Below are 19661 nucleotides of genomic sequence, written 5' to 3'. Positions count from 1 at the left end.
GGATGATGAGAGCATTCACACGCGAAACGTCCACGGCAATTGCGATCCCTGGCGTCAATTGCGACACTGACCAGATCATTCCCGGCCGCTTCCTCAAAGCTGACCGCGCGCAGGGCTACGGCCAGTTCCTGTTTCATGACATCCGTCGCGATGAGCATGGGGAAATCGATCCTGCATTTCCGCTCAATAAGCCCGGCGCCGATGCCGCGACCATTCTTCTTGTCGAGGACAATTTCGGCTGCGGTTCATCCCGCGAGGGTGCCGTATACGCGCCTGTGGATCATGGCATAAGGGCGCTTATTGGCCCAAGCTTCGGCGACATCTTCTTCAACAACGCTCTGAAAAACGGGTTGGTGCCAGTCCGTTTGGCTGCGGAACACTGTGAGGCGCTGGCGGATTATCTCGCTCGTTGTCCTGACGCTGAGGTCACAGTTGATCTGGAGGCTGCAGAGCTTGTCTTGCCGGGTAATCTCGGCATTCATCCCATTGCCATCGATCCCTTCGCTCGGGACTGTATCTTACGCGGTCTTGATGAGATCGAGATGACGTTCACTTTCATGGAGCAGATCACCGCCTTCGAAACAGATCGAATGGCGTCGCATTCCTGGCTGAGCCGTTGACGGGCGGACCAGCGAGTTTCTTTAGCCGTCTCATAAAAAAACTGGGAGCATAAAAAATGACATTCAAAATCGAAAGACGCGACCTTTTAAAAGTATCGGGAGCGCTGGCTGTCGGCCTGGCCGCACCCTCCATCCTGCGTGCGCAGACGCCAACCGTAAAGGTGGGCGTGATTGAGCCGCTGACCGGCAATCTCGCCTATAACGGTACGCAAAGTGCGGCCGGTGCAAAGTTCGCCGCAGAAGCGATCAATGCAGCAGGCGGCATCAAAAGCATGGGCGGCGCCAAGATTGAACTCGTGGTAGTTGACGCGCAAAGCCGCCCGGAAGCAGCCGCTTCCGCCGTCGATACGCTCATTCAGGCGGATGCCTGTGCCTTCACCGGCGCGACGGCTTCTGCGCTTGGCCTTGCATCCTCTCAGGCCGCGGCAAAATACAATCTCGCTCAGGTCTTCTCGATCGGCACAGCCGAAACTGTTGTCCAGCGCGGCCTGCCAAACGTGTTCCGCTTCACGCCGGGCGTCAACAAATGCACCAGCGTTGCGCTTGAAAACCTGAAGCTTCTCAATGAAGGAACGGGCAGCACGGTCAAGACCGCAGCCATCGTGCATGAAGATGGGCCTTTCGGTTCCAACATGGCTAAAATCCTTGCCGAGCAGCTGCCCAAGCAGGGAATCGAGGTTGTAGAGACGATCTCACATCCGACGCCCCAGCGCGACTTTTCCAACATCGCGCTGCGTGTGAAAGCATCGAAGGCCGACATCCTCATTCCGTCCAACTACATCAATGAATACACCCTGATGGCCCGTGCGCTGAACCAGCAGCGTGTGGAGTTGAAGGCGATTTATTCCATTCTTGGCGGTGCTGCATCCAACATCAAATTCGTGCGCGAAAACAATGCGGTCGCGCAGTACGTCATGGATTGCAATCATTGGTACGATCCCTCCAAGGAGCTGTCCAAAGCGCTTGCCGCCAGCGTTGCCGCTGCAAAGCTCGACATGACCTATGACGTTATGGTGTCCTATGCGACAATACAGGTCATCGCGGATGCGCTGGAACGCAGCGGCTCTGCCGATCGTCAGAAGATGATCGAAGCTTTGTCGGCCTCCACCTTCGACCAGTCGATCATGCCCTATGGACCGACGAAGTTCGTCAATGGCGACAATGTCAATTCGCGGCCTGTGAATACCCAGATCCGTGGCGAAAAGATCGAGCTGGTCTTCCCGAAGGAATATGCTACCGCAGAGGCGGTCTTCCCGATCCCTGCCAAGAAGTGACACGGTCTCGCCCCCATGACCCCATGGTCATGGGGGCGCTCTTCAAACGACAGAGAGGCGAGCCCTGATGTCAAGTCTGATCTTACCTGCCGTGTTGAGCGGCCTGATGATGGGAGCCATCTATGCGCTTGTGGCGCTGGGATTGACCCTCATTTATGGCGTGCTCCACATCATCAACTTTGCGCATGGCAGCCTGTTGATGCTGGCGCTCTATGCCGTCTATTTTCTGTATTTCTATTTGGGGGTTGATCCGTATCTGGCCATTCCCCTCGTTCTTCCGGCCTTCTTCGCACTCGGCTACGTCTTGCAGCGTTTTCTGATTGCGCCGATGAGCAGCGGCTCGGAACAGAACGTGCTTCTCATTACCCTTGCGGTATCGATGATTATCGACAATCTGGCACTCTACTTCTGGACATCGAATACGCGCACGGCAGATATTGCCTATGCCTATGACACTGTTGAAGTGCTGGGTGCCTATCTGCCGCTCGGTCGCGTCATCGCGTTCGGCGCAGCCCTTGCCGTCGCACCGCTGCTCTGGTGCTTCATGGCCTATACCCGCACCGGCTCTGCCATTCGCGCCGTTGCCATTGAAAAGCGTGGAGCTGAACTGGCCGGTATCGATGTCAATCACACCTATGCCGTCTGTTTCGGCATCGGCACCGCCTGCGTGGCACTTGCCGCCTGCCTGCTGTTGCCAACCTTCTACATCACCCCGCAGGTTGGCTACACCTTCGTGCTGGTCGCCTTCACGACGGTGGTGCTGGGCGGAATGGGCAGTCTTCTGGGTGCCTTGGTCGCCGGTCTGCTGCTCGGTGTCATCGAGTCGCTGTGCGGCCTGTTCCTTGGCGAAAGCCTCGGACAGATCGGCATCTTTCTCGCCTTCATCCTCATCCTTCTCTTCAAACCATCAGGGCTTCTTGGGAGGGCAAAGACATGAGACCTCAATCTGTCGGGCAGATTGCCCTTATTGCCGCGGCTCTTGCCTATCTCTTCGGGGTCTATTTTGCGTCGTCGCCAGTCTGGATGGGCTTTACCATCAACGCGCTGATCGTGGCGGTCGTCGCCCTTTCCTGGAACATCACCGGCGGTTTCGGCGGCCTGTCGTCCTTCGGTCATGCAGCACTTTACGGCACTGGGGCCTATGCGTCGGCCATCCTTCAGGTTCAATACGGCGTCAACGCCTGGGTTGGCTTCGGTGCTGGCATTCTTGCCGGTGCCCTCATGGGTGCCTTCATCGGAGCCTTGGCGTTTCGCTATGGCCTGAAGGGCTCTTACTTCGCGCTCGTCACGCTGGCTTTCGCCGAAGTGCTGCGCATCTGCGCATCGTCCTTTGATTTTACAGGCGGCGGCAGTGGGCTGCAGTTAAAGCTCGACCCCGGCGTTGCCAACCTGCAATTCAACGACCGCGCCATTGCCTACACCGCTCTTCTGGTGGTGGTGGCACTGGTCATGGCGCTGACGGCGCTCATCAAATACTCCCGCTTCGGTGCCTATCTCATCGCTGTCAGGGAAAATGAAGACGCTGCACGCGCCCTTGGTATCGACACCTACAAAATCAAGGTGCAGGCAATGGCGATATCAGGTGCCTTCGGTGGTCTGGCTGGTGTGCTGTACCTCCAGCTCTGGCTCTTCATCGATAGCAACGTGGTTTATGGCAGCGCCGTTTCCATCGAAGCGCTGATCGGCCCCATCATCGGCGGTACCGGAACCATCTGGGGTCCGCTTCTTGGCACACTCGGTCTGCATCTTCTTGGCGAAGGTGCGAAACACCTGCTGCCCAATGCGCCCGGCCTGAACTTCGTGCTTTACGCGATTGTGCTGATCTGCGCGCTGCGCTTCCTGCCAAACGGTCTTGTTGGCCTCGCTGGCAAGCTCGGCACCTTCAAAAAGAAGGAGGACGACAATGCTTGAGGTTCGTAATCTTTCCAAAAGCTTCGGCGGATTGAAAGCCGTCACCGATGCCTCGCTCGATGTGCCCGAGGGCTCCATCGTTGGCCTACTGGGACCGAATGGTGCGGGCAAGACCACCTGCTTCACCATGATTGCCGGTTTTACCAAGCCCGATGAAGGCGCAGTGCGCTTTCAGGGCAAGGACATTGTCGGGCTCGCCCCGCACAGCATCTGCGCGCTGGGCATGATCCGCACATTCCAAATCGTTCAGCCCTTTGCGGGTCTGACCGTTCAGGAAAACATCGCGGTGGGTGCCTATCTTCACCACCACGATCGGCGCGAAGCCATGGGAGTGGCGCGAGATGTCGGCAAGCGGCTGGGCATGGGCGCGATGCTGGATCGGCCCGCGTCTTCGCTGACCATTGCCGGACGCAAGCGGTTGGAGCTTGCACGTGCACTGGCAACGGGTGCGAAGCTGCTGCTGCTTGATGAGGTCATGGCGGGGCTGATCCCATCGGAGATCACCGAGATTGTCGGCATCATCAGAAAGATCCGCGAAGAGGGGCATACGTTCCTGATGATCGAGCACGTCATGCAGGCCGTCATGCAGCTTGCCGAAACGGCCTATGTGCTGAACCAGGGCAAGATGATTGCCCACGGAACACCACGTGAACTCGTCAAGGACCCATCCGTGGTGGAAGCCTATCTCGGCCACGGTGCGGCCGCACGCCTGCAGGAGGAAAACCATGCTTGAGATTTCCGGTATCCGCGCAGGCTATGGTTCGATGAGCGTCCTGCAAGGCATCGACATGAGCGTCAACAACGGCGAAATCGTCGCTCTCCTCGGTTCGAACGGTGTGGGCAAGACCACGCTCAACAATGTCATTTCCGGCTTCATCAAGCCCAGCGCCGGGTCGATTTCCTTCAAGGGCGTGACGATTACAGGCAAGAATGCGCGTGACATTGTGGCGCTCGGCATCGCTCATGTGCCCGAGGGGCGAAAGGTTTTCCCTAACCTTTCGGTGGCAGAAAATCTCAAACTCGGCGCGTTTCGCCGTGCGAGCAAAAACACCAAGCAGAACTTCGAGAAGATCTGCGAGATTTTTCCAAGATTGCGCGAAAGAATGAACCAACTGGCGGGCACGCTGTCTGGCGGTGAACAGCAGATGCTGGCGATTGGTCGCGGCATGATGTCAGAGCCGGAACTGCTCATTCTGGATGAGCCGTCCCTCGGTCTTTCCCCCATCATGGTGGAGGAGATGTTCGGCCTGATCACCAAGATCAATGCTGATGGCGTTGCCGTGCTGCTGGTCGAGCAGAACGTCATGCAATCATTGACCGTCGCCCAGCGCGCTTATGTCATCGAGCAGGGTCGCTTCGTCATGCAGGGAGAAGCCGCAACCCTGCTGGCCGATCCGCAGTTGCGCCAGGCCTATCTCGGAATGTGAAAAGTCGCCCCGGACAACATAAGCCGGGGGCGCAGCCAATTTACGGAGAATGGAGAATACAATGTCCCTAACACGTACCCAACGTCTGCGGCAGTTGCTCGCAGGCGAACGAGCCCTCATGGCTCCCGGTGTCGTTGATGCCATGTACGCCCGCCTTGTCACGGAAGCCGGTTTCGATGCCATGTATATGACAGGCGCTGGCACCTCAGCCACGCGACTTGGTTACCCGGATGTCGGCCTTTTGACCATGACCGAGATGGTTGATAACGCCACACGCATTGCCGACGCCTCCGATATCCCCCTGATTGCCGATGCCGATAATGGCTTCGGCGGCCCGCTTAATGTGCGGCGTGCCATCCAGCTTTACGAGCGCGGCGGTGTGGCAGCTGTTCATCTTGAAGATCAGGTCTTGCCGAAGCGCTGCGGTCACCTGGCGGGCAAACAGATTGTGCCAGTCGAAGATATGGTGGCGAAGGTCAAGGCGGCAGTCGATGCCCGTATTGACGAGAACTTCGTCGTGATTGCCCGCACGGATGCGCTGGCATTGCATGGCCGAAACGCCGCATTCGATCGTGCCGAAATGTACCGCGAGGCGGGCGCCGACGTGATCTTCATCGAAAGCCCCGGCCCGGATGACTTGGCCCATATTGCACCGCGCTTTCCCGGCATTCCGCTGCTCTACAACATGGCAACCTCCGGCAAGACGCCTTTCCTGACCCGCACGGAAATCGAAGCGTTGGGTTTCAAACTCATCATCTACCCCAACTGGCTGCTACTCTCCGCCTGCGAAGCGGCGCGCAAGACGCTTCAGGTTCTAAAGACGGAGGAGACCATCGCGTCTGTCGCGCCCAACGTGATGAATTTCAAGGAATTCTTCGATATGGCGCGGATGCCCGAAATTCAGGAGCTGGAAGCCCGCTACGGCACGCCGGACGCAAACCGCACAACCTATTGAGCAGGAGATTTGAGCCATGGCAGTGCTACAAGCCGAAGGCGTGACGTTCGATTTTGAAGTACCTGTCGTGGTCGTTGGGGCCGGGGCCTGCGGTCTTGTCGCAGCCCTTGCCGCCCATGATGCGGGGCAGGAGGTCATGGTGCTGGAGCGGGATCAGAACCCCACCGGCTCCACCTCACTGTCTGCCGGTCTCATTCCCGCACCCTGCACAAGGCTGCAGAAGGACGCGGGCATCGAAGACAGCCCGGAGCTCTTTGCACAGGATCTGGTCGCCAAGACCCACGACCACACGCCGTACGACATGGCACTGGTAGCGGCCCGGACAGCCGGTCCGATGATCGACTGGTTGATGGATAGCCATAAGGTCGAGTTCGAACTGGTCACGGGCTTCATGTACCCCGGCCACTCCCGTCTTCGCATGCATGGGCCGAAAAGTCGGACCGGCGCTGACCTGGAGCAATCGCTTCTGGCAGCCGTGTCCAGTGCCAATATCGATCTTGTCACCGAAGCGTCGGTTGAAGACCTTTATGTGGATAGCGCCGGTCGCGTGACCGGTGTTCGCTTCCGCAGGCCCGATGGCGCACTGGAAATGCTGGGCTGCAAGGCGCTCGTTCTCGCTTCCTGTGGCTTTGCAGGAGACGTCGCGCTGGTGCAGACATACATTCCGGAGATTGCTGAAGCCGAATGTTGCGGCCACCTCTCCAACACCGGAGACGCCGTAAAGTGGGGGCTGGAGATCGGCGCTGCCGTGGCCGATATGGCAGCCTATCAGGGCCATGGGTCCGTCGCTTACCCGCACGCATTGCCGTTGACATGGGCTGTCATTACCAAAGGCGGCATTCTTTTGAATGTGGAGGGACACCGCTTTTCCAACGAGATGCGCGGTTATTCCGAACACGCCGCTGAAGTCGCCGCCCAGCCCGACAACATTGCCTGGGACGTCTATGATGCCAAGGGTGAAGAGGCGGCAATCGGCTTTTACGATTACCGCGAGATCCGCAAGCTGGGTGCCGTCAAAACCGCAAACAGTTTGGAGGAACTTGCTTCCGTAACGGGTCTTTCGCTCGCCGCCATCCGTGAGGAGTTCGAGGCCATCGAGACCTCTGTACGCACCGGCGAGCCAGACCGTTTCGGTCGCAGCTTTACCCAGGATCAGGTGCTGGTTGCGCCCTATTATGCGGTCAAGGTCAACGGCGCACTGTTCCACACTCAAGGTGGCCTTGTCATTGATGCTGAGGCCCGTGTGCTGCGCGAAGATGGAACGGCCTTGCCAAACCTGCTGGCTGGCGGTGGTGCTGCGCGCGGTGTCTCTGGAGATTCCAACTACGGCTATCTTTCCGGCAATGGTCTTTTGACGGCGACAAGCTTCGGCCGCTTGGCTGGCATCACGGCTGCCCGGATTGCTGCTGAAAGATGAAAAACAAGACGAGGACGTCATGAAGAAGGTTGTGGTCATCGTACCGTTTCCCATGGGGCAGGACGATATCGCCCGCCGCCAAGCGCAGATGAAGGCGGTCGATCTCGGTCCCGGCATCGAGTTTCACTATCGCCCGGTGCGGGTTGGGCCGAAGAATTATTCCAGCCAGCACGACATGGCGCTCGCCGATTTCTCGATCCTCGACGCGGGTCTCGATGCCGAGAAGGAAGGCTTTGATGCTGTCTGCATCGACACCATGTCCGATAGCGGCATGTCGATGCTGCGCTCCGTCCTGACCATACCCGTCATCGCGCCGGGTCGTCATTCCATGCTGCTGGCGCAGATGCTGGGCGACAAGTTCTCAATCCTGATGATGTGGGACCGCTGGAAAATGCTCTACACTAAAACGCTGGGCGAGCTTGGAATGGAGCATAAATGCGCTTCGATGCGTTCGATTGGCGTTACGCCTGATAACAAGAGCCTGCTTGCCGGCAAGGAAGATGAGGTATTTCCTCTTCTGCTGGACGCCGCCAAAAAATGCGTCGAGAAGGATGGAGCGCAGGTTCTGATCCTTGGCTCCACCACCATGCACGAAGCGCATTCCTGGCTCGCCTCCCGCATCGGCGTTCCCGTCATCAACCCCGGCCCACTCACCTACAAGCTGGCGTCTATTGCCCTGGACTTGAACCTCACGCACAGCAAGGCGACATGGCCGACGCCACTTTCGCCCAAGCATGACATGATCCGCGCCATTGGCGCTGCCGGTGCAGCCTATCTGGAGGGCAGCCAATGACCCGCATTCTCGTCATCGTTCCCTTCGCGCTGGATGCCGAGGGCGTGCGTAACCGCGAAGCGCAATCGCAATATGTGCCGCTGCCTGCGGATTGGGAACTGACTTATCGTCCCGTCACCTGCGGCCCGACCTCCTTCATGTCCCCTCATGATTGGGGCCTGATGGACCTCGCCATTTTCGAGGCAGGATGCAACGCGCAAGACGAGGGGTTTGATGCGGTCTGCATTGATACGATGTCGGATAGCGGCATGGTCATGCTCCGTTCGGTGCTCTCCATTCCCGTCATCGGCGCAGGCAAGGCATCTATGCTCTATGCGCTTACACTCGGTGGCAAGTTCTCGGTACTCGCGCAATGGGCACCCGCGTTACCGAGATACCGCAAGGCCATCCGTGAATATGGTTTCGACCGGCAATGCGCCTCGGTGCGCAGCTTCGATCAGCCGCCGGATTTCTCCAACCTGCTGGGCGGCAAGGAAGACAGCGTCTTTCCCCGGATGCGCGATGTCGCCATGCGCTGCATCGAGGAGGATGGCGCGGAGGTCATCTGCCTGGGTTCAACCACCATGCACCAGGCAGGTGAATATCTCGCTGCCAACCTCCCGGTACCCGTCGTCAATCCAGGTCCACTGACTTACAAACTGGTCGAGACCTTTCTCGCCCTTGGTCTCACCCACGGCAGAGATGTCTATCCGCCGCCGGTTGAGCCAAGACTGGATATGCTTCACGCCATGATGAAGGCGGGAGCGGAGGCCGAGCGGAAGGGGAAAGAGTGAGAACGTCTAGAGGCGCTGCGACTGGGACGCATCAGCGATGGTCTGATAACTTAAACGAAATGGCCTCCTGCAAACCCGGTTCGGTCCACAAGGCTCCCGTTATCGAGTACTCGCTGTGTTGAAATTATCGATGCCCTGGTATCCACTTCCATACAATGCTGCGACACCATAGATTATCGTGGCCCACATGATGGTGGATATCGACAACACCGTGACAAAAGCCTTTGCTCGTGTGGACATGATACCTCCAATTACTCATTCTTGTTGATAAGCGGAAACAACCTAAAAATGGGTAAAGTTGTTTCCGAACCGACATGAAGCATTAGATGGGTCTACCGAAGAAGGCGGATGGGCTTCCTATTTTTATGAAAAACTAATATATTGGCTTATGGATGCTGCCGGTTTTTCGGACGCCGAGTTAAGATGTCACGCTCCGCCTTCTGCGTTGCCACTTCTCTCTGAAGCCTATCCATCTCAATCTGCTTGGCCTTGATCTGTCCGTGACGAGAAAAAGCCTGCGCAAGGCTGACCCCCTTAGTCTCGTCCCGTCACCGCCGCAACATTTGGCGGACATACATGCAAGGTTGAATAACTCCATGAAATCCGTCGCACATCTTGCCAAAGCCTTAAGACGAATCTGTCAACTATTGTGTATGCGTATCGCGGCAGTTCAAACACTGCTTTCAACAAGGCGCACGGTGAGGCAATAAGCGGTCATCCATGATTAAGAAGTTCTGGAGTTTTTTCCGAAGATCGAATCCTAATTCGTTCGTCGCACCCGCGCGTCGGCGCCTTGATCTCGGAGATAGCGATCCTGCTTACCCCATCTACGCCATAGGTGATATTCATGGCTGCATGGATTTGCTTGAGGCGGGTGAAGAAAAGATCATCAACGATATCAGAAATACTGGCCGTAAGGGGTTGGTTGTTACGCTTGGTGACTACGTTGACCGAGGAAGAAAGTCTTCGGCAGTAATTTCCCATCTCTCATCGCCAGACGTTAAGCCGTTTCGGCGTATCGCACTTTGCGGCAACCATGATCAGGCGTTCCTCTATGCGATAGAGCATCCGGAAACCATTGAAGAATGGCTTCGCTTTGGCGGCAAGGAAACCCTGCTGTCCTATGGCATAGATATCGACCATATGCGTCAGCGCCGGCAGCACATGCCCCTAATCATTGGTAGGCTTTTGCGGGAAGCTGTGCCCGATGAGCACATTAATTTTTTGCGGAATCTGCCTGTGAGCTTGAAAATCGGGCGGTACCTTTTTGTCCATGCAGGCATTCGTCCCGGCATCGCACTTGGAGATCAGAGTGACGAAGACCTGATGTGGATTCGGGAGCCATTCCTATCGAAGGGTTCAGGGCTGCCATTGACAGTCATTCATGGCCACACTCCGAGCCCAGCGCCATTCATGTCACAAAGTCGAATTGGGATCGATACCCAAGCTTACTCAACCGGCAGTCTGACCATCCTTAAAATCGACGGCCAGAACGTGTGTCTCTTATGATAAATACAGATCGATAATTGGAATTACTCGACTTGGGCGTCAGGTTTTTCTGTGATCCGAGTAGCGTTAATGATAAATCAATTATATCATTGAATGCGTAGAGCATAAGCTTCATACGTCCGAGGTCTTATAACGGTAAAGATACCTGGATATGAATAAGAAATCTGTGAAGATGGATCTGCTTGGTCCAGCCTCTGCTCTAGCCGTTTTCACTGTTCTCACCAATGTGCTTCTGCTCGTCATGCCGCTTTACATGACCCAGGTCTACGATCGCATTCTGCCGACACACAGTGTGGAAACGCTGATTTATCTGAGTATTATGGCCGGCGCAGCGCTTGGTCTTTTCGGCCTTATCGAAACGGTTCGGCAGACCCTGGCCCGGAAGCTTGCCGCACGGTACGAGTTGACCGTTCTGCCATATCTAATCAGCGGTTCAGATAGTTGGGTCTCCGCTATTGATCCGCAACTGGCAAGCAAAGTTGGAGCGGTCAAGCGCTTCGTGTCTTCAAGCGCCTACATCAATCTCTATGACTTGCCATTTGCTCCATTGTTTCTGCTCTTGATGTTTCTCGTCCACCCGCTGCTGGGCGCTCTCACGGCTGGAGGCATGGTCTTGCTTGCATTGGTCACTCTGATGAACGAGTGGCTTTCCCGTCGGGCGTCGGCTGCAGCATCGGCGCAGCAATCCATTGCGGCACGATACGCTGAGGAAGCGCTTGGTGCGCATGAAGATTTGAGGGCCATGGGAATGGGGCCAGCAATGGTAACCCGCTGGATGGGCAGCGCGCTTTACGCCGCAGATGCTACAGACCGTGCAGGCGCGGTGCAGGCTCGATTTTATGGCTTATCTCGCTTTATTCGCCAAACACTACAAATGGCCACACTTGGTTTTGGCGCCTGGCTAGTTATCCGCGGTAATATGTCTCCAGGTCTTATTTTTGCATCTTCCATCGTCTCAGCACGCGCCCTCATGCCAATCGAGCAACTTGTAGGGGCGTCAAAGGTCATTTCGGAAGCTCGCAAGGCCAAGCGCGACATTGATACGGTCATTAATCAGGTTGGTGTGACAACAGATGCTCGAGTCGATTTGCCTTCACCGGCCGGGCATGTCTCGGCGCGCAATGTCAAACTCGCCCTCGGAGCAGGGGCCGACGCCCCGCTCATTGTGAACGATGTTTCCATTGATTTCGCTCCAGGTCAGATCAGCGTTATCGTCGGCCCTTCCGGCTCAGGAAAATCGACACTTTTGAGGTTGCTGTGCGGCGCAGGCCTTCCAACTGGTGGTGAAATAAGGTTGGACGGATTCCGGCTTTCTGAGTGGCCTACCAAAGCTCGAGGGCAAGCATTTGGATACATGGCCCAGCAGACAACGTTGTTCGAAGGAAGCGTAGCGCAAAACATAGCTCGCTTTGATTTGGCAGCCAGCGATAGTTCTATTGTAGAGGCTGCGCGCCGCGCTCACGCCCATGAATTCATTTCCACTCTTCCCCAGGGTTACAACACCCGCATTGGGCCGCGCGGCGTCAGGCTTTCTGGTGGCCAGGCTCAGCGCATTGCACTGGCTCGCGCTTTACATACCCAACCCGCAGTACTGGTGCTGGATGAGCCGAATTCAAATCTGGACAGCGCGGGTGAAGACGCCCTGATTCAGGTTCTGGTAAAGGAAAGGGCAGTTGGTCGTACGATCATCGCGGTCACACATCGCTCAAGCCTGCTTGCCATAGCCAACACGGTTTACCTGATGGAAAAGGGCAAGGTCCGCCTCGCAAACTCACCAGTCCTTGCGCGTGGTCAGATGCTAACGGTTTCCGCCACCCCAAGTGGCGGAGCGCAAGCAGGAACGTAACATGGACCAAAGAGATCTCAATAAAATCCGGCACCGTGTAACGTCCATCAATGGTACAATGTTGGTTGGCGCGTTGATGACGGCGATTTTTCTTGGCGGCTTTGCTGCATGGGCGTTCACCGTTCCACTCTCTGGTGCAATCATAGCCCGGGGCTCTATTATTACGGATGGTAATGTCCAGGTTGTAAGGCACGAGCGCGGCGGTGTTCTGGCCAGCCTGTCGGTTCGTGAGGGGGAACAAGTCAAGCAGGGTGACGTTATTGCAGTCCTCTCGCGTGCAGAAGATGAGGCTGCGGTAAAGGAGCTTGAAACGCGAAAGGTTGGTTTGCGTCTGAAGCAGGCTCGCCTGGATGCGGAAATGCGTCAGGAGCAGAGTCTTGATCTGGATATCAAGTCCTTGATGGAGGCTGAGCCTGCAATCAATCCGGCAGAAGTTGAGCAGTTGCTGGAGGACCAGACACGGGAATTCACGACCAGACGGACGCAGTTAGACGATATGCTGGAGATTTTCCAGTCGCAGCGGCGGGCGTTGACGGGTCAAATCGCTGGCTTGTCGGGTGAGCTTGACTCCCTTCGTAAGCAGCGGGAAAGCATGGCAACGGACATTGCTCTCAGGCAACAAGCCATTCGTAACGGCCTTGGCCGTGAAAGCCTGCTGCGTGAAATTGAGCGCCAGTCCGATGCATTGTCCGGCAATGTCTCTAAGACAGAAGCGGCAATTGAGGCGATCAATCACCAGATCAGTGAAACTGATAACCGCATTGCAGCAGAGCGCTCGGTTTTCTACCAGAAGATCAGCGATGAAATGTCAAAAACCCGCTCCGACTATCTGGAAATCAGCGAAGGCCTCAAGGGCAAACTGGATGCGACTGCTCGTATCGAAATTCGTTCGCCAGTTACGGGCGTGGTCAACAAATTGCATGTCAATACAATCGGAAGTGCGGTTGAGCCATTCAGTCCGCTCTTCGAAATCGTGCCAGTGGACCAGCCCTTGCTCATTGAGGCCAAGCTTGATCCTTCAGATGTTGACGATGTTTATCTTCGCCAGAACGCACGTGTCGTCATTTCTGCATTCAACCGGCATCTTTACGATCAGATCTCTGCGCATATTACCTTTGTCGGTGCGGATGTACGTCAGGATCGTGCCGATTTGCCGCCTTACTATACAATACGGTTGGCAGTGGATGATGGGGAACGGGCCAAGATTCCTGAAATCGTGCCAGGCATGCCAAGTGAAGTGTTTTTGGCCACTCATCAAAGGACATTTTTTGAGTATCTGGCCGAGCCCTTCGTGCAAAGCTTTCGCAGAGCTTTCCGGCAGTAAAAAAATCAGCGCAGAGGCATCTTCGATAAATCATAATTGAGACACGTGACAGGAATCTTGTTATCAGGACTCGATGCTGATCGTAATGGAGAAGCGAGAATACTGTAGCTCTGGTCTGGTTACTTATTCTGAATGATTAAAAAGATACTCTTGAGAAAGCCATTTGGATTTCGAGAGCCTAACCATTGAGGGCGACCGTGGTGAATGAAATGCCGACGTTTCAGCAAAGGCCTGCTTTCAACGACAATACAGATGTCGAGGGTGACGGGGTGATCGATCTCGAACGGTTGTTCAAGGCCGTAATGAGACAGCGGGTCATTGTCGCGGCGGTCGCCGCTTTTATGATGGTTGTTTCAGGCATCTATGCGATTACGGCCGTCCCCATGTTCACGGCCACTTCCAGTGTCATGATCGACAAGGGACGGAGTCTGGTTCTCCAGCAACTCACCGACCTTGGGGGCAGTTCTGATGATGAAACGACCGTTCTTAGTCAGATCGAAGTCTTTCGCTCACAAGCGGTTGGCTACGAGGTGGTTGATCGGCTGAAACTCGTCGATAATGCCGAATTCATGGCTGAAGACCGTTCGATCATCGACGTGCTGAAAAGCGGGTTAGCGGGCATTTTTGGCTCGGATGAGACCGAAGGCTCGCCGGATGCGGACCAGCTTCGGGATTCCGCGCTTTCTCGGCTGCAGGCAGGCATGGATGTAGAGCGCGTTGGGCAGACATACATCATCAATATTTCCTACACGTCGCCCTCGCCCGAACTTTCCGCGAAAATTGCGACAGGTATAGCAGAAGCCTATCTCAGGGATTCGCTGAACTCAAAATATGAGGCGACCCGTCGTGCAAGCAAGTGGCTGCAGGAACGCATAGCCGAATTGGAGCAAAAGGCCCTACAATCTGATCTCGCGGTTGAGCGCTTCCGGGCATCGAATGGCTTGCTCAGCACGGGCAATGGTCTCGTCACTGACCAGAACCTAGCACAGATAAACAGTGCTTTGGGCACTGCGCAGTCCCAAGCGGCCACAGCGAGGGCACGTTACGAGGAGATCACGAAAAACATCGAAGCAAACGACGTCGATGCCGTGGTCAAGGAGGTTCTGGACAGCCCGATCGCTAATAATCTCCGCGAACAATATTTGCTGTCTGCAAAAAGCGAGGCGGAAATTTCGGCTCGACTTGGGCCAAACCATGAGCAGGCAGTTCGACACCGCCGAAACATGGCGGAGTACAAGGCCCTTCTTTTTGGTGAACTCGGTCGTATCGCGCAAAGTTATAACAACGAAGCGCAGGTGGCGGACGGACGCGTACGAAGCCTACTGGCCAGTCTAGCAACATCAAGCTCGCAAAGCGCTGTTGCAGATCAAAGTCAGGTCAAGCTGCGTGAACTGCAGCGCGAAGCGGAGACATATCGCAACCTCTACCAATCATTCCTGCAGCGTTACCAGCAAGCTATCCAGCAGCAGTCCTTTTCAGCGACCGGCGCTCGCATTATTTCGCGCGCTGCCCCTCCGTTGATTCCTTCTTCTCCGAAATTGATGCTGAGCATTGTCGGAGGCCTCCTTCTCGGCGGCATCCTTGGCGGCGCAATCGGCGCATTACGTGAATTTCAAGAACGCTTTTACCGGACAGGCGATGGCATCAGAGAGGACTTGGGCAAAGAGTTTCTCGGCATGCTGCCGTTGGTTGATGATCGCGATAATACCGCTCTGCCTGTGGTTTCCGAACAAGCAACGGAACGTTGCGTTCGTGCAGGAAGCCTGACCTCTCGATATTCGCTCAGCAACCCATTGTCCTCGTTTGCGGAGACACTGAGAAGCGCAAAAATTGCCGTCGACTTCAGCACGAGCCCAAATGCAAACCGCATAGTAGGCATTGCTTCCACATTGCCAGATGAAGGTAAGTCCACTGTTGCCGTCAACTTCGCACGTCTTCTGGCGAGCCAGGGTCATCAGTGTGTGTTGATAGATGCAGACCTTCGGAGCCCGGGAGCAACGCGGATGATTGCTCCACACGCCAAGGCCGGTTTGGTTGAAGTGCTTCTGGGCGAGGTATCTGTGGAAGATGCGTTGATGACAGATCCCCTGAGCGGCATGAAGTTTATGCCAACGGTCCTGCGCGAGCGACTTCCTTTTTCTGCCGAACTTCTGGTTTCGCCAGCAATGCGCGGTGTCTTTGCCAATCTTCTTAGTAAATATGAATATATCGTGCTCGATCTTCCGCCTGTTGGGGCGGTGGTGGATGCCAGAGCGCTCTCATCCACAATCGACAGCTTTGTCTATGTCGTGGAATGGGGCAGAACAGCGCGACGTGCTGTTAGGAATGCATTTCAAACCGAAGAACAGATCTCTCGTAAATGTGCAGGCGTTATTTTGAGCAAGGTCGACCAGAAAAAAATGCGTCTTTATAGCTTACACGGGGATACGGAATACTACGCTTCCCGTTATTCAAGTTACTACGAGGAGGCCAGTTGATGACTATGCCTATCTTCTTTCTTAAGAATTCATTAAGCAATATTGTTTAATATTCGGTAACCATCCGGAGGTTATCGATGCGACACTTGGGGTTGACCCTGGCGCCTGTTCTGCTGCTGGCACTGATGCTGATGACCGGCTGCTCTCAGACGGCCTCACAGGCGTCGTGCCCGGCTCCAGACAGGACGTGCGCTAGCGGCGTTCCAGCTCAAAATCGAGATCTGGCGAACCTTGGCCCTCTTTCTCAATCGGCCGGACAGACCGCGGAGGTTCGAGCATCGCTTGCGCGTCAGGGAGCGGCAAGCAGTGAAATTGATTCAGCGCGAGCGATGTCACGTCCGACCGTTTCTCTGGAAGCAAATTACAAACTGACGCCATTACAAAACGGGACACGCAATCTGAGCGGAAACGAGCAGAGTACGGCGCTTGTTATGGATATCCCGATTTATCAAGGTGGCAGGGACACCGCCGCATTAGCGCTCGCTTACTCCAACTATCGTGCGTCCAGCGCAACGACCGCGACTACATTTCTCTCAGTTTCGGTAGCCATATTATCGTCTGACCTCGAACTGCGTCGCCAAGATCGCACGAAGGCCATTCTGACGCAGCACGGCAAGGCTTTAGCTCAATTGCGCCGTGCGGTTGCTTCGGAGCAGACTGAAGGATCTGCAACGCGCGTGGATATTACGGATGTTGACAGGCAATTACTTCAGATCGAGCTGAACCAACGCCAATCCAGCTTGCAGCGGCTTGAGGCAGAACGGACCCTGGCAAGGCTACGCGCCCCGGCTTCGATTGAAGCCAGCATGATGTTGGCGAAACTGGAGTCCCGTTTCCCAAAAGCGATAGCGGAGTTGCAATCGCTCGCGGCTGCGAACAATCCTCGTATTGCTGCAAGGCAAGCCGAGATAGAGGCAGCATATGCTCGGCTGAGTCAGGCCGATGCAGCTTATAAGCCGCGCCTTGGCCTTCGAATTTCTGCGGGTTTGGATCGTGAGAACTACGGCCAATCAGACAATTCCACAGATGCCAGTGCAACCTTAAACTTTTCGATGCCTCTCTACACCGGAGGTGCACGAGAGGCGTCCCTTCGCAGCCGCGAAAAGGAAATTGAGGCGGCTACGTTCGATAAGCACGCTATTTTACAAGATGTCGGAACCACACTTGCCGCTTCCATGCAACGTCTCGAGACCGCTCGTGCGATACTTGCACTTGCGCAAAAGCAAGAGAATGGTGCGCGAATGAGGTCGGTCGGCGTGAAAACAGAAAGAGAACTGGGTGAGCGGAGCGTTTTCGACGAAATTCGTGCCATTTCGGATATTGCGGACGCGCAACTAGCAGTGAATAATGCACGTTATGAGGCCGACATGGCTCGTCTCACCATCGCAGCGGAATGCGGCCTACTGAGTGACGATTCCATCAGCCAAGCCGTTCAAATTTCGGGGCTCTAATTAGAATCTTTTGGATCTATTAGATATTGCGGTCCTTTCCATCTGGATCAGTCCCTGTGTTTGTGAATACAGCTGGGCACGTGAAGCTAACTGAAACCCTTTGAAAATCGTAGCGCGCGCATGAGACCCCGCTCGGGCTACACCCTCCTGCGGTTCATGGGCGCGTAAAATTGCGACAATAGTGCAGCCGAGTGGCCCGCTTTAGCCCGCCGTTCACCTAAATGGCGCCGGGGCTTTATCGGCGCCGCGTCTTATTCGGGGGCAGGGAGGACAATGCTGCCAGGATGCCGGATGCTGATGCAAACCAGACCGCAAATCCAGGTATCTGTAATGAGAAGTCTAGGGCGCTGTGCAGCATCACCAGAAGCAGAACTGAAAGCCCCAGAATGCCAGCGAAGCGGAATCTGCGACGTTTGCGAATACCATGTATGAATACTGATGCAAGAACGGTAATCGTAGTGACGATCATTGCCAGCCCCATCGCGCCGAAACCCACTATGGCCTCCAGATAAACGTTGTGCGCGCGGTCAAAAACGCCACCCAAGCCGCAGGCCGGATCGCGATAGGCGGGAAACACATCTCGAAAGCTCGTTAATCCAGCACCCATTGGCCAGGTGTCAGACAGCATCTTCATGATCCCGGGCAATATACAAAAGCGTGAATCGGTGAGACCACTCTCCTTGGCGCGCAACACTGCTTGCCCTGAAAACGTGCCGAAGACAGCGCCGACGATCAGAAGCATCAAAGCGGCTACCAACGAGCGTTTCATCCAGGTGTTTAATGGAGCTTTGGTTTCCGCAGTTTTTCTTTTACGCGTATCAACCAGTGCTGAAATGACAAGAAAGAACGATACTGCAATTGCGGCAGCACCAATGCCTGCGCGTGATCGCGTCAGAAGCAAGGCAGTGAGCACGACGAGTGTCAGAAATGCGATTAGCCATGTTCGCCGGACCATAAAGCTGTGCTGAAGGTCAAAAATTGTCGCCAGCACCCGACCGCGGCTCAGGTCAAGTGAGCGCCAGCATTTCAGCAGCAAAGCTGTGAGAATGAGCAGTAGGATGCCGTAGAATGTTGCTGCGGTATTTCGGTTCACGAACGGTGCCGTCAAACTGTCGAGATAAAAGGCCTTCTGTCCGAACAGAAGCGACCTCGGCGCTATCGTGAATTGTAGGACTGCAAATATAGCCAGGGCTCCGCCACCGAACGCCAGCATTCTCAATCCATGGCTCGCGCGGTCATCATTGTTGAAGAGCAGCAAAGTCAGAATGAATACAGCAAAAGGAAGTGCGAGTTTCATTATGCCCGTTTGTGCATCGCCCGGAGTCAGGCTTACTGTGCGCTGAATGTCATTGGTCAGAAGCCCGCCGGTTTGATTCCATACCAGGTCTGCAAAGGCGGAGCTGTAGCTGGGCAAAGCTTGGAAATGAGCCCATGCGACGCCAGTTGCAAGGGTCAGGGTCGTGAGGAAGAACAGACCACGGATATGTTCAGGTATGCCTCGATTGCCGACGACAACAACTGGAAGGTACAGAAAGGCAAAAATGGTGACTGCGGCGACCGCAGTGGTATCCACTGCGCCATAAGTCACAAGTGAAAAACAGATGATCAGCCAGTAACCGACCTCCATAACCCGGAATAGAAGGTCTTTCGATTGCTGCGTCCCCGCGGATTCGACGTCTTTAGTTCGCTGCAAAGATAGCGGCTCTAGCGGCGCGGACGGGCCTGTCGACTGACGATCTTTCAACATACCTACTCCTCACCGCCTCTGCTCCGTCAATTCAACTGCAGCGATTTAAGCAAGGGCGAGGTTGTTAAAATTTAATTGCGCAAATGCCGGAAGACAAATCTCTTCACTGGTCTCACATCAATCGACATGGCGGCCGC

The 19661-nt window shown here is 55.4% G+C and carries 16 protein-coding genes; 15 read left to right on the top strand and 1 reads right to left on the bottom strand.

Going from position 1 to position 19661, the window contains the following annotated elements:
- Positions 1 to 2 precede the first annotated feature (2 nt).
- From leuD to IFT53_RS14210, 15 genes are all read left to right on the top strand, one after another.
- A complete protein-coding gene (gene leuD / locus IFT53_RS14280; RefSeq protein ID WP_192065582.1) occupies positions 3 to 620 on the top strand; it encodes a 3-isopropylmalate dehydratase small subunit in 618 nt (205 codons plus the stop codon).
- 56 nt (positions 621 to 676) lie between these two features.
- The gene (locus IFT53_RS14275; RefSeq protein WP_192065581.1) at positions 677 to 1894 is read left to right on the top strand and encodes an ABC transporter substrate-binding protein; all 1218 of its coding nucleotides are present in this window, start codon (positions 677 to 679) and stop codon (positions 1892 to 1894) included.
- Between the two features lie 67 nt (positions 1895 to 1961).
- On the top strand, positions 1962 to 2831 hold the full coding sequence (locus IFT53_RS14270) for a branched-chain amino acid ABC transporter permease (RefSeq protein ID WP_192065579.1): 870 nt from the start codon (positions 1962 to 1964) through the stop codon (positions 2829 to 2831).
- The gene (locus IFT53_RS14265) at positions 2828 to 3805 is read left to right on the top strand and encodes a branched-chain amino acid ABC transporter permease (RefSeq protein WP_192065577.1); all 978 of its coding nucleotides are present in this window, start codon (positions 2828 to 2830) and stop codon (positions 3803 to 3805) included. The genes IFT53_RS14270 and IFT53_RS14265 overlap by 4 nt, the downstream gene beginning before the upstream one ends.
- Positions 3798 to 4538, top strand: a complete 741-nt coding sequence (locus IFT53_RS14260; RefSeq protein WP_192065575.1) for an ABC transporter ATP-binding protein — start codon at positions 3798 to 3800, stop codon at positions 4536 to 4538. Before IFT53_RS14265 ends, IFT53_RS14260 begins: the two co-directional genes overlap by 8 nt.
- The gene (locus IFT53_RS14255) at positions 4531 to 5232 is read left to right on the top strand and encodes an ABC transporter ATP-binding protein (RefSeq protein ID WP_192065573.1); all 702 of its coding nucleotides are present in this window, start codon (positions 4531 to 4533) and stop codon (positions 5230 to 5232) included. Before IFT53_RS14260 ends, IFT53_RS14255 begins: the two co-directional genes overlap by 8 nt.
- Positions 5233 to 5293: 61 nt before the next feature.
- A complete protein-coding gene (locus IFT53_RS14250; protein WP_197980259.1) occupies positions 5294 to 6187 on the top strand; it encodes an isocitrate lyase/PEP mutase family protein in 894 nt (297 codons plus the stop codon).
- Positions 6188 to 6203: 16 nt separating this feature from the next.
- Positions 6204 to 7604, top strand: a complete 1401-nt coding sequence (locus tag IFT53_RS14245; RefSeq protein WP_192065569.1) for an FAD-dependent oxidoreductase — start codon at positions 6204 to 6206, stop codon at positions 7602 to 7604.
- Positions 7605 to 7623: 19 nt separating this feature from the next.
- A complete protein-coding gene (locus IFT53_RS14240; protein ID WP_192065568.1) occupies positions 7624 to 8397 on the top strand; it encodes an aspartate/glutamate racemase family protein in 774 nt (257 codons plus the stop codon).
- Positions 8394 to 9170, top strand: a complete 777-nt coding sequence (locus IFT53_RS14235; protein ID WP_192065566.1) for an aspartate/glutamate racemase family protein — start codon at positions 8394 to 8396, stop codon at positions 9168 to 9170. Before IFT53_RS14240 ends, IFT53_RS14235 begins: the two co-directional genes overlap by 4 nt.
- Before the next feature lie 720 nt (positions 9171 to 9890).
- Positions 9891 to 10679, top strand: a complete 789-nt coding sequence (locus IFT53_RS14230) for a metallophosphoesterase (RefSeq protein ID WP_192065564.1) — start codon at positions 9891 to 9893, stop codon at positions 10677 to 10679.
- Between the two features lie 151 nt (positions 10680 to 10830).
- Complete coding sequence (locus tag IFT53_RS14225) at positions 10831 to 12525, top strand: type I secretion system permease/ATPase (RefSeq protein WP_192065562.1); 1695 nt, start codon at positions 10831 to 10833, stop codon at positions 12523 to 12525.
- Position 12526: 1 nt separating this feature from the next.
- On the top strand, positions 12527 to 13849 hold the full coding sequence (locus IFT53_RS14220) for an HlyD family type I secretion periplasmic adaptor subunit (RefSeq protein WP_192065560.1): 1323 nt from the start codon (positions 12527 to 12529) through the stop codon (positions 13847 to 13849).
- A 209-nt stretch (positions 13850 to 14058) separates the two neighbouring features.
- A complete protein-coding gene (locus IFT53_RS14215; protein WP_192065558.1) occupies positions 14059 to 16326 on the top strand; it encodes a polysaccharide biosynthesis tyrosine autokinase in 2268 nt (755 codons plus the stop codon).
- A gap of 92 nt (positions 16327 to 16418) precedes the next feature.
- Positions 16419 to 17777, top strand: coding sequence for a TolC family protein (locus tag IFT53_RS14210; protein ID WP_192065556.1), 1359 nt, complete (start codon positions 16419 to 16421; stop codon positions 17775 to 17777).
- A gap of 235 nt (positions 17778 to 18012) precedes the next feature.
- Here the strand turns inward: IFT53_RS14210 and IFT53_RS14205 are convergent, their stop codons facing one another.
- Positions 18013 to 19524 (bottom strand): O-antigen ligase family protein, encoded by a 1512-nt coding sequence (locus tag IFT53_RS14205; protein WP_192065554.1) that lies wholly within the window; start codon positions 19522 to 19524, stop codon positions 18013 to 18015.
- Between the last annotated feature and the right edge of the window lie 137 nt (positions 19525 to 19661).

It is taken from the genome of Rhizobium sp. CFBP 13644, from assembly GCF_014842165.1.
GTDB classification, from domain to species: Bacteria; Pseudomonadota; Alphaproteobacteria; order Rhizobiales; family Rhizobiaceae; genus Agrobacterium; species Agrobacterium tumefaciens_C.
The sequence above is the reverse complement of the archived record's forward strand: the minus strand, read 5'-3'. Positions and strand labels throughout refer to the sequence as shown.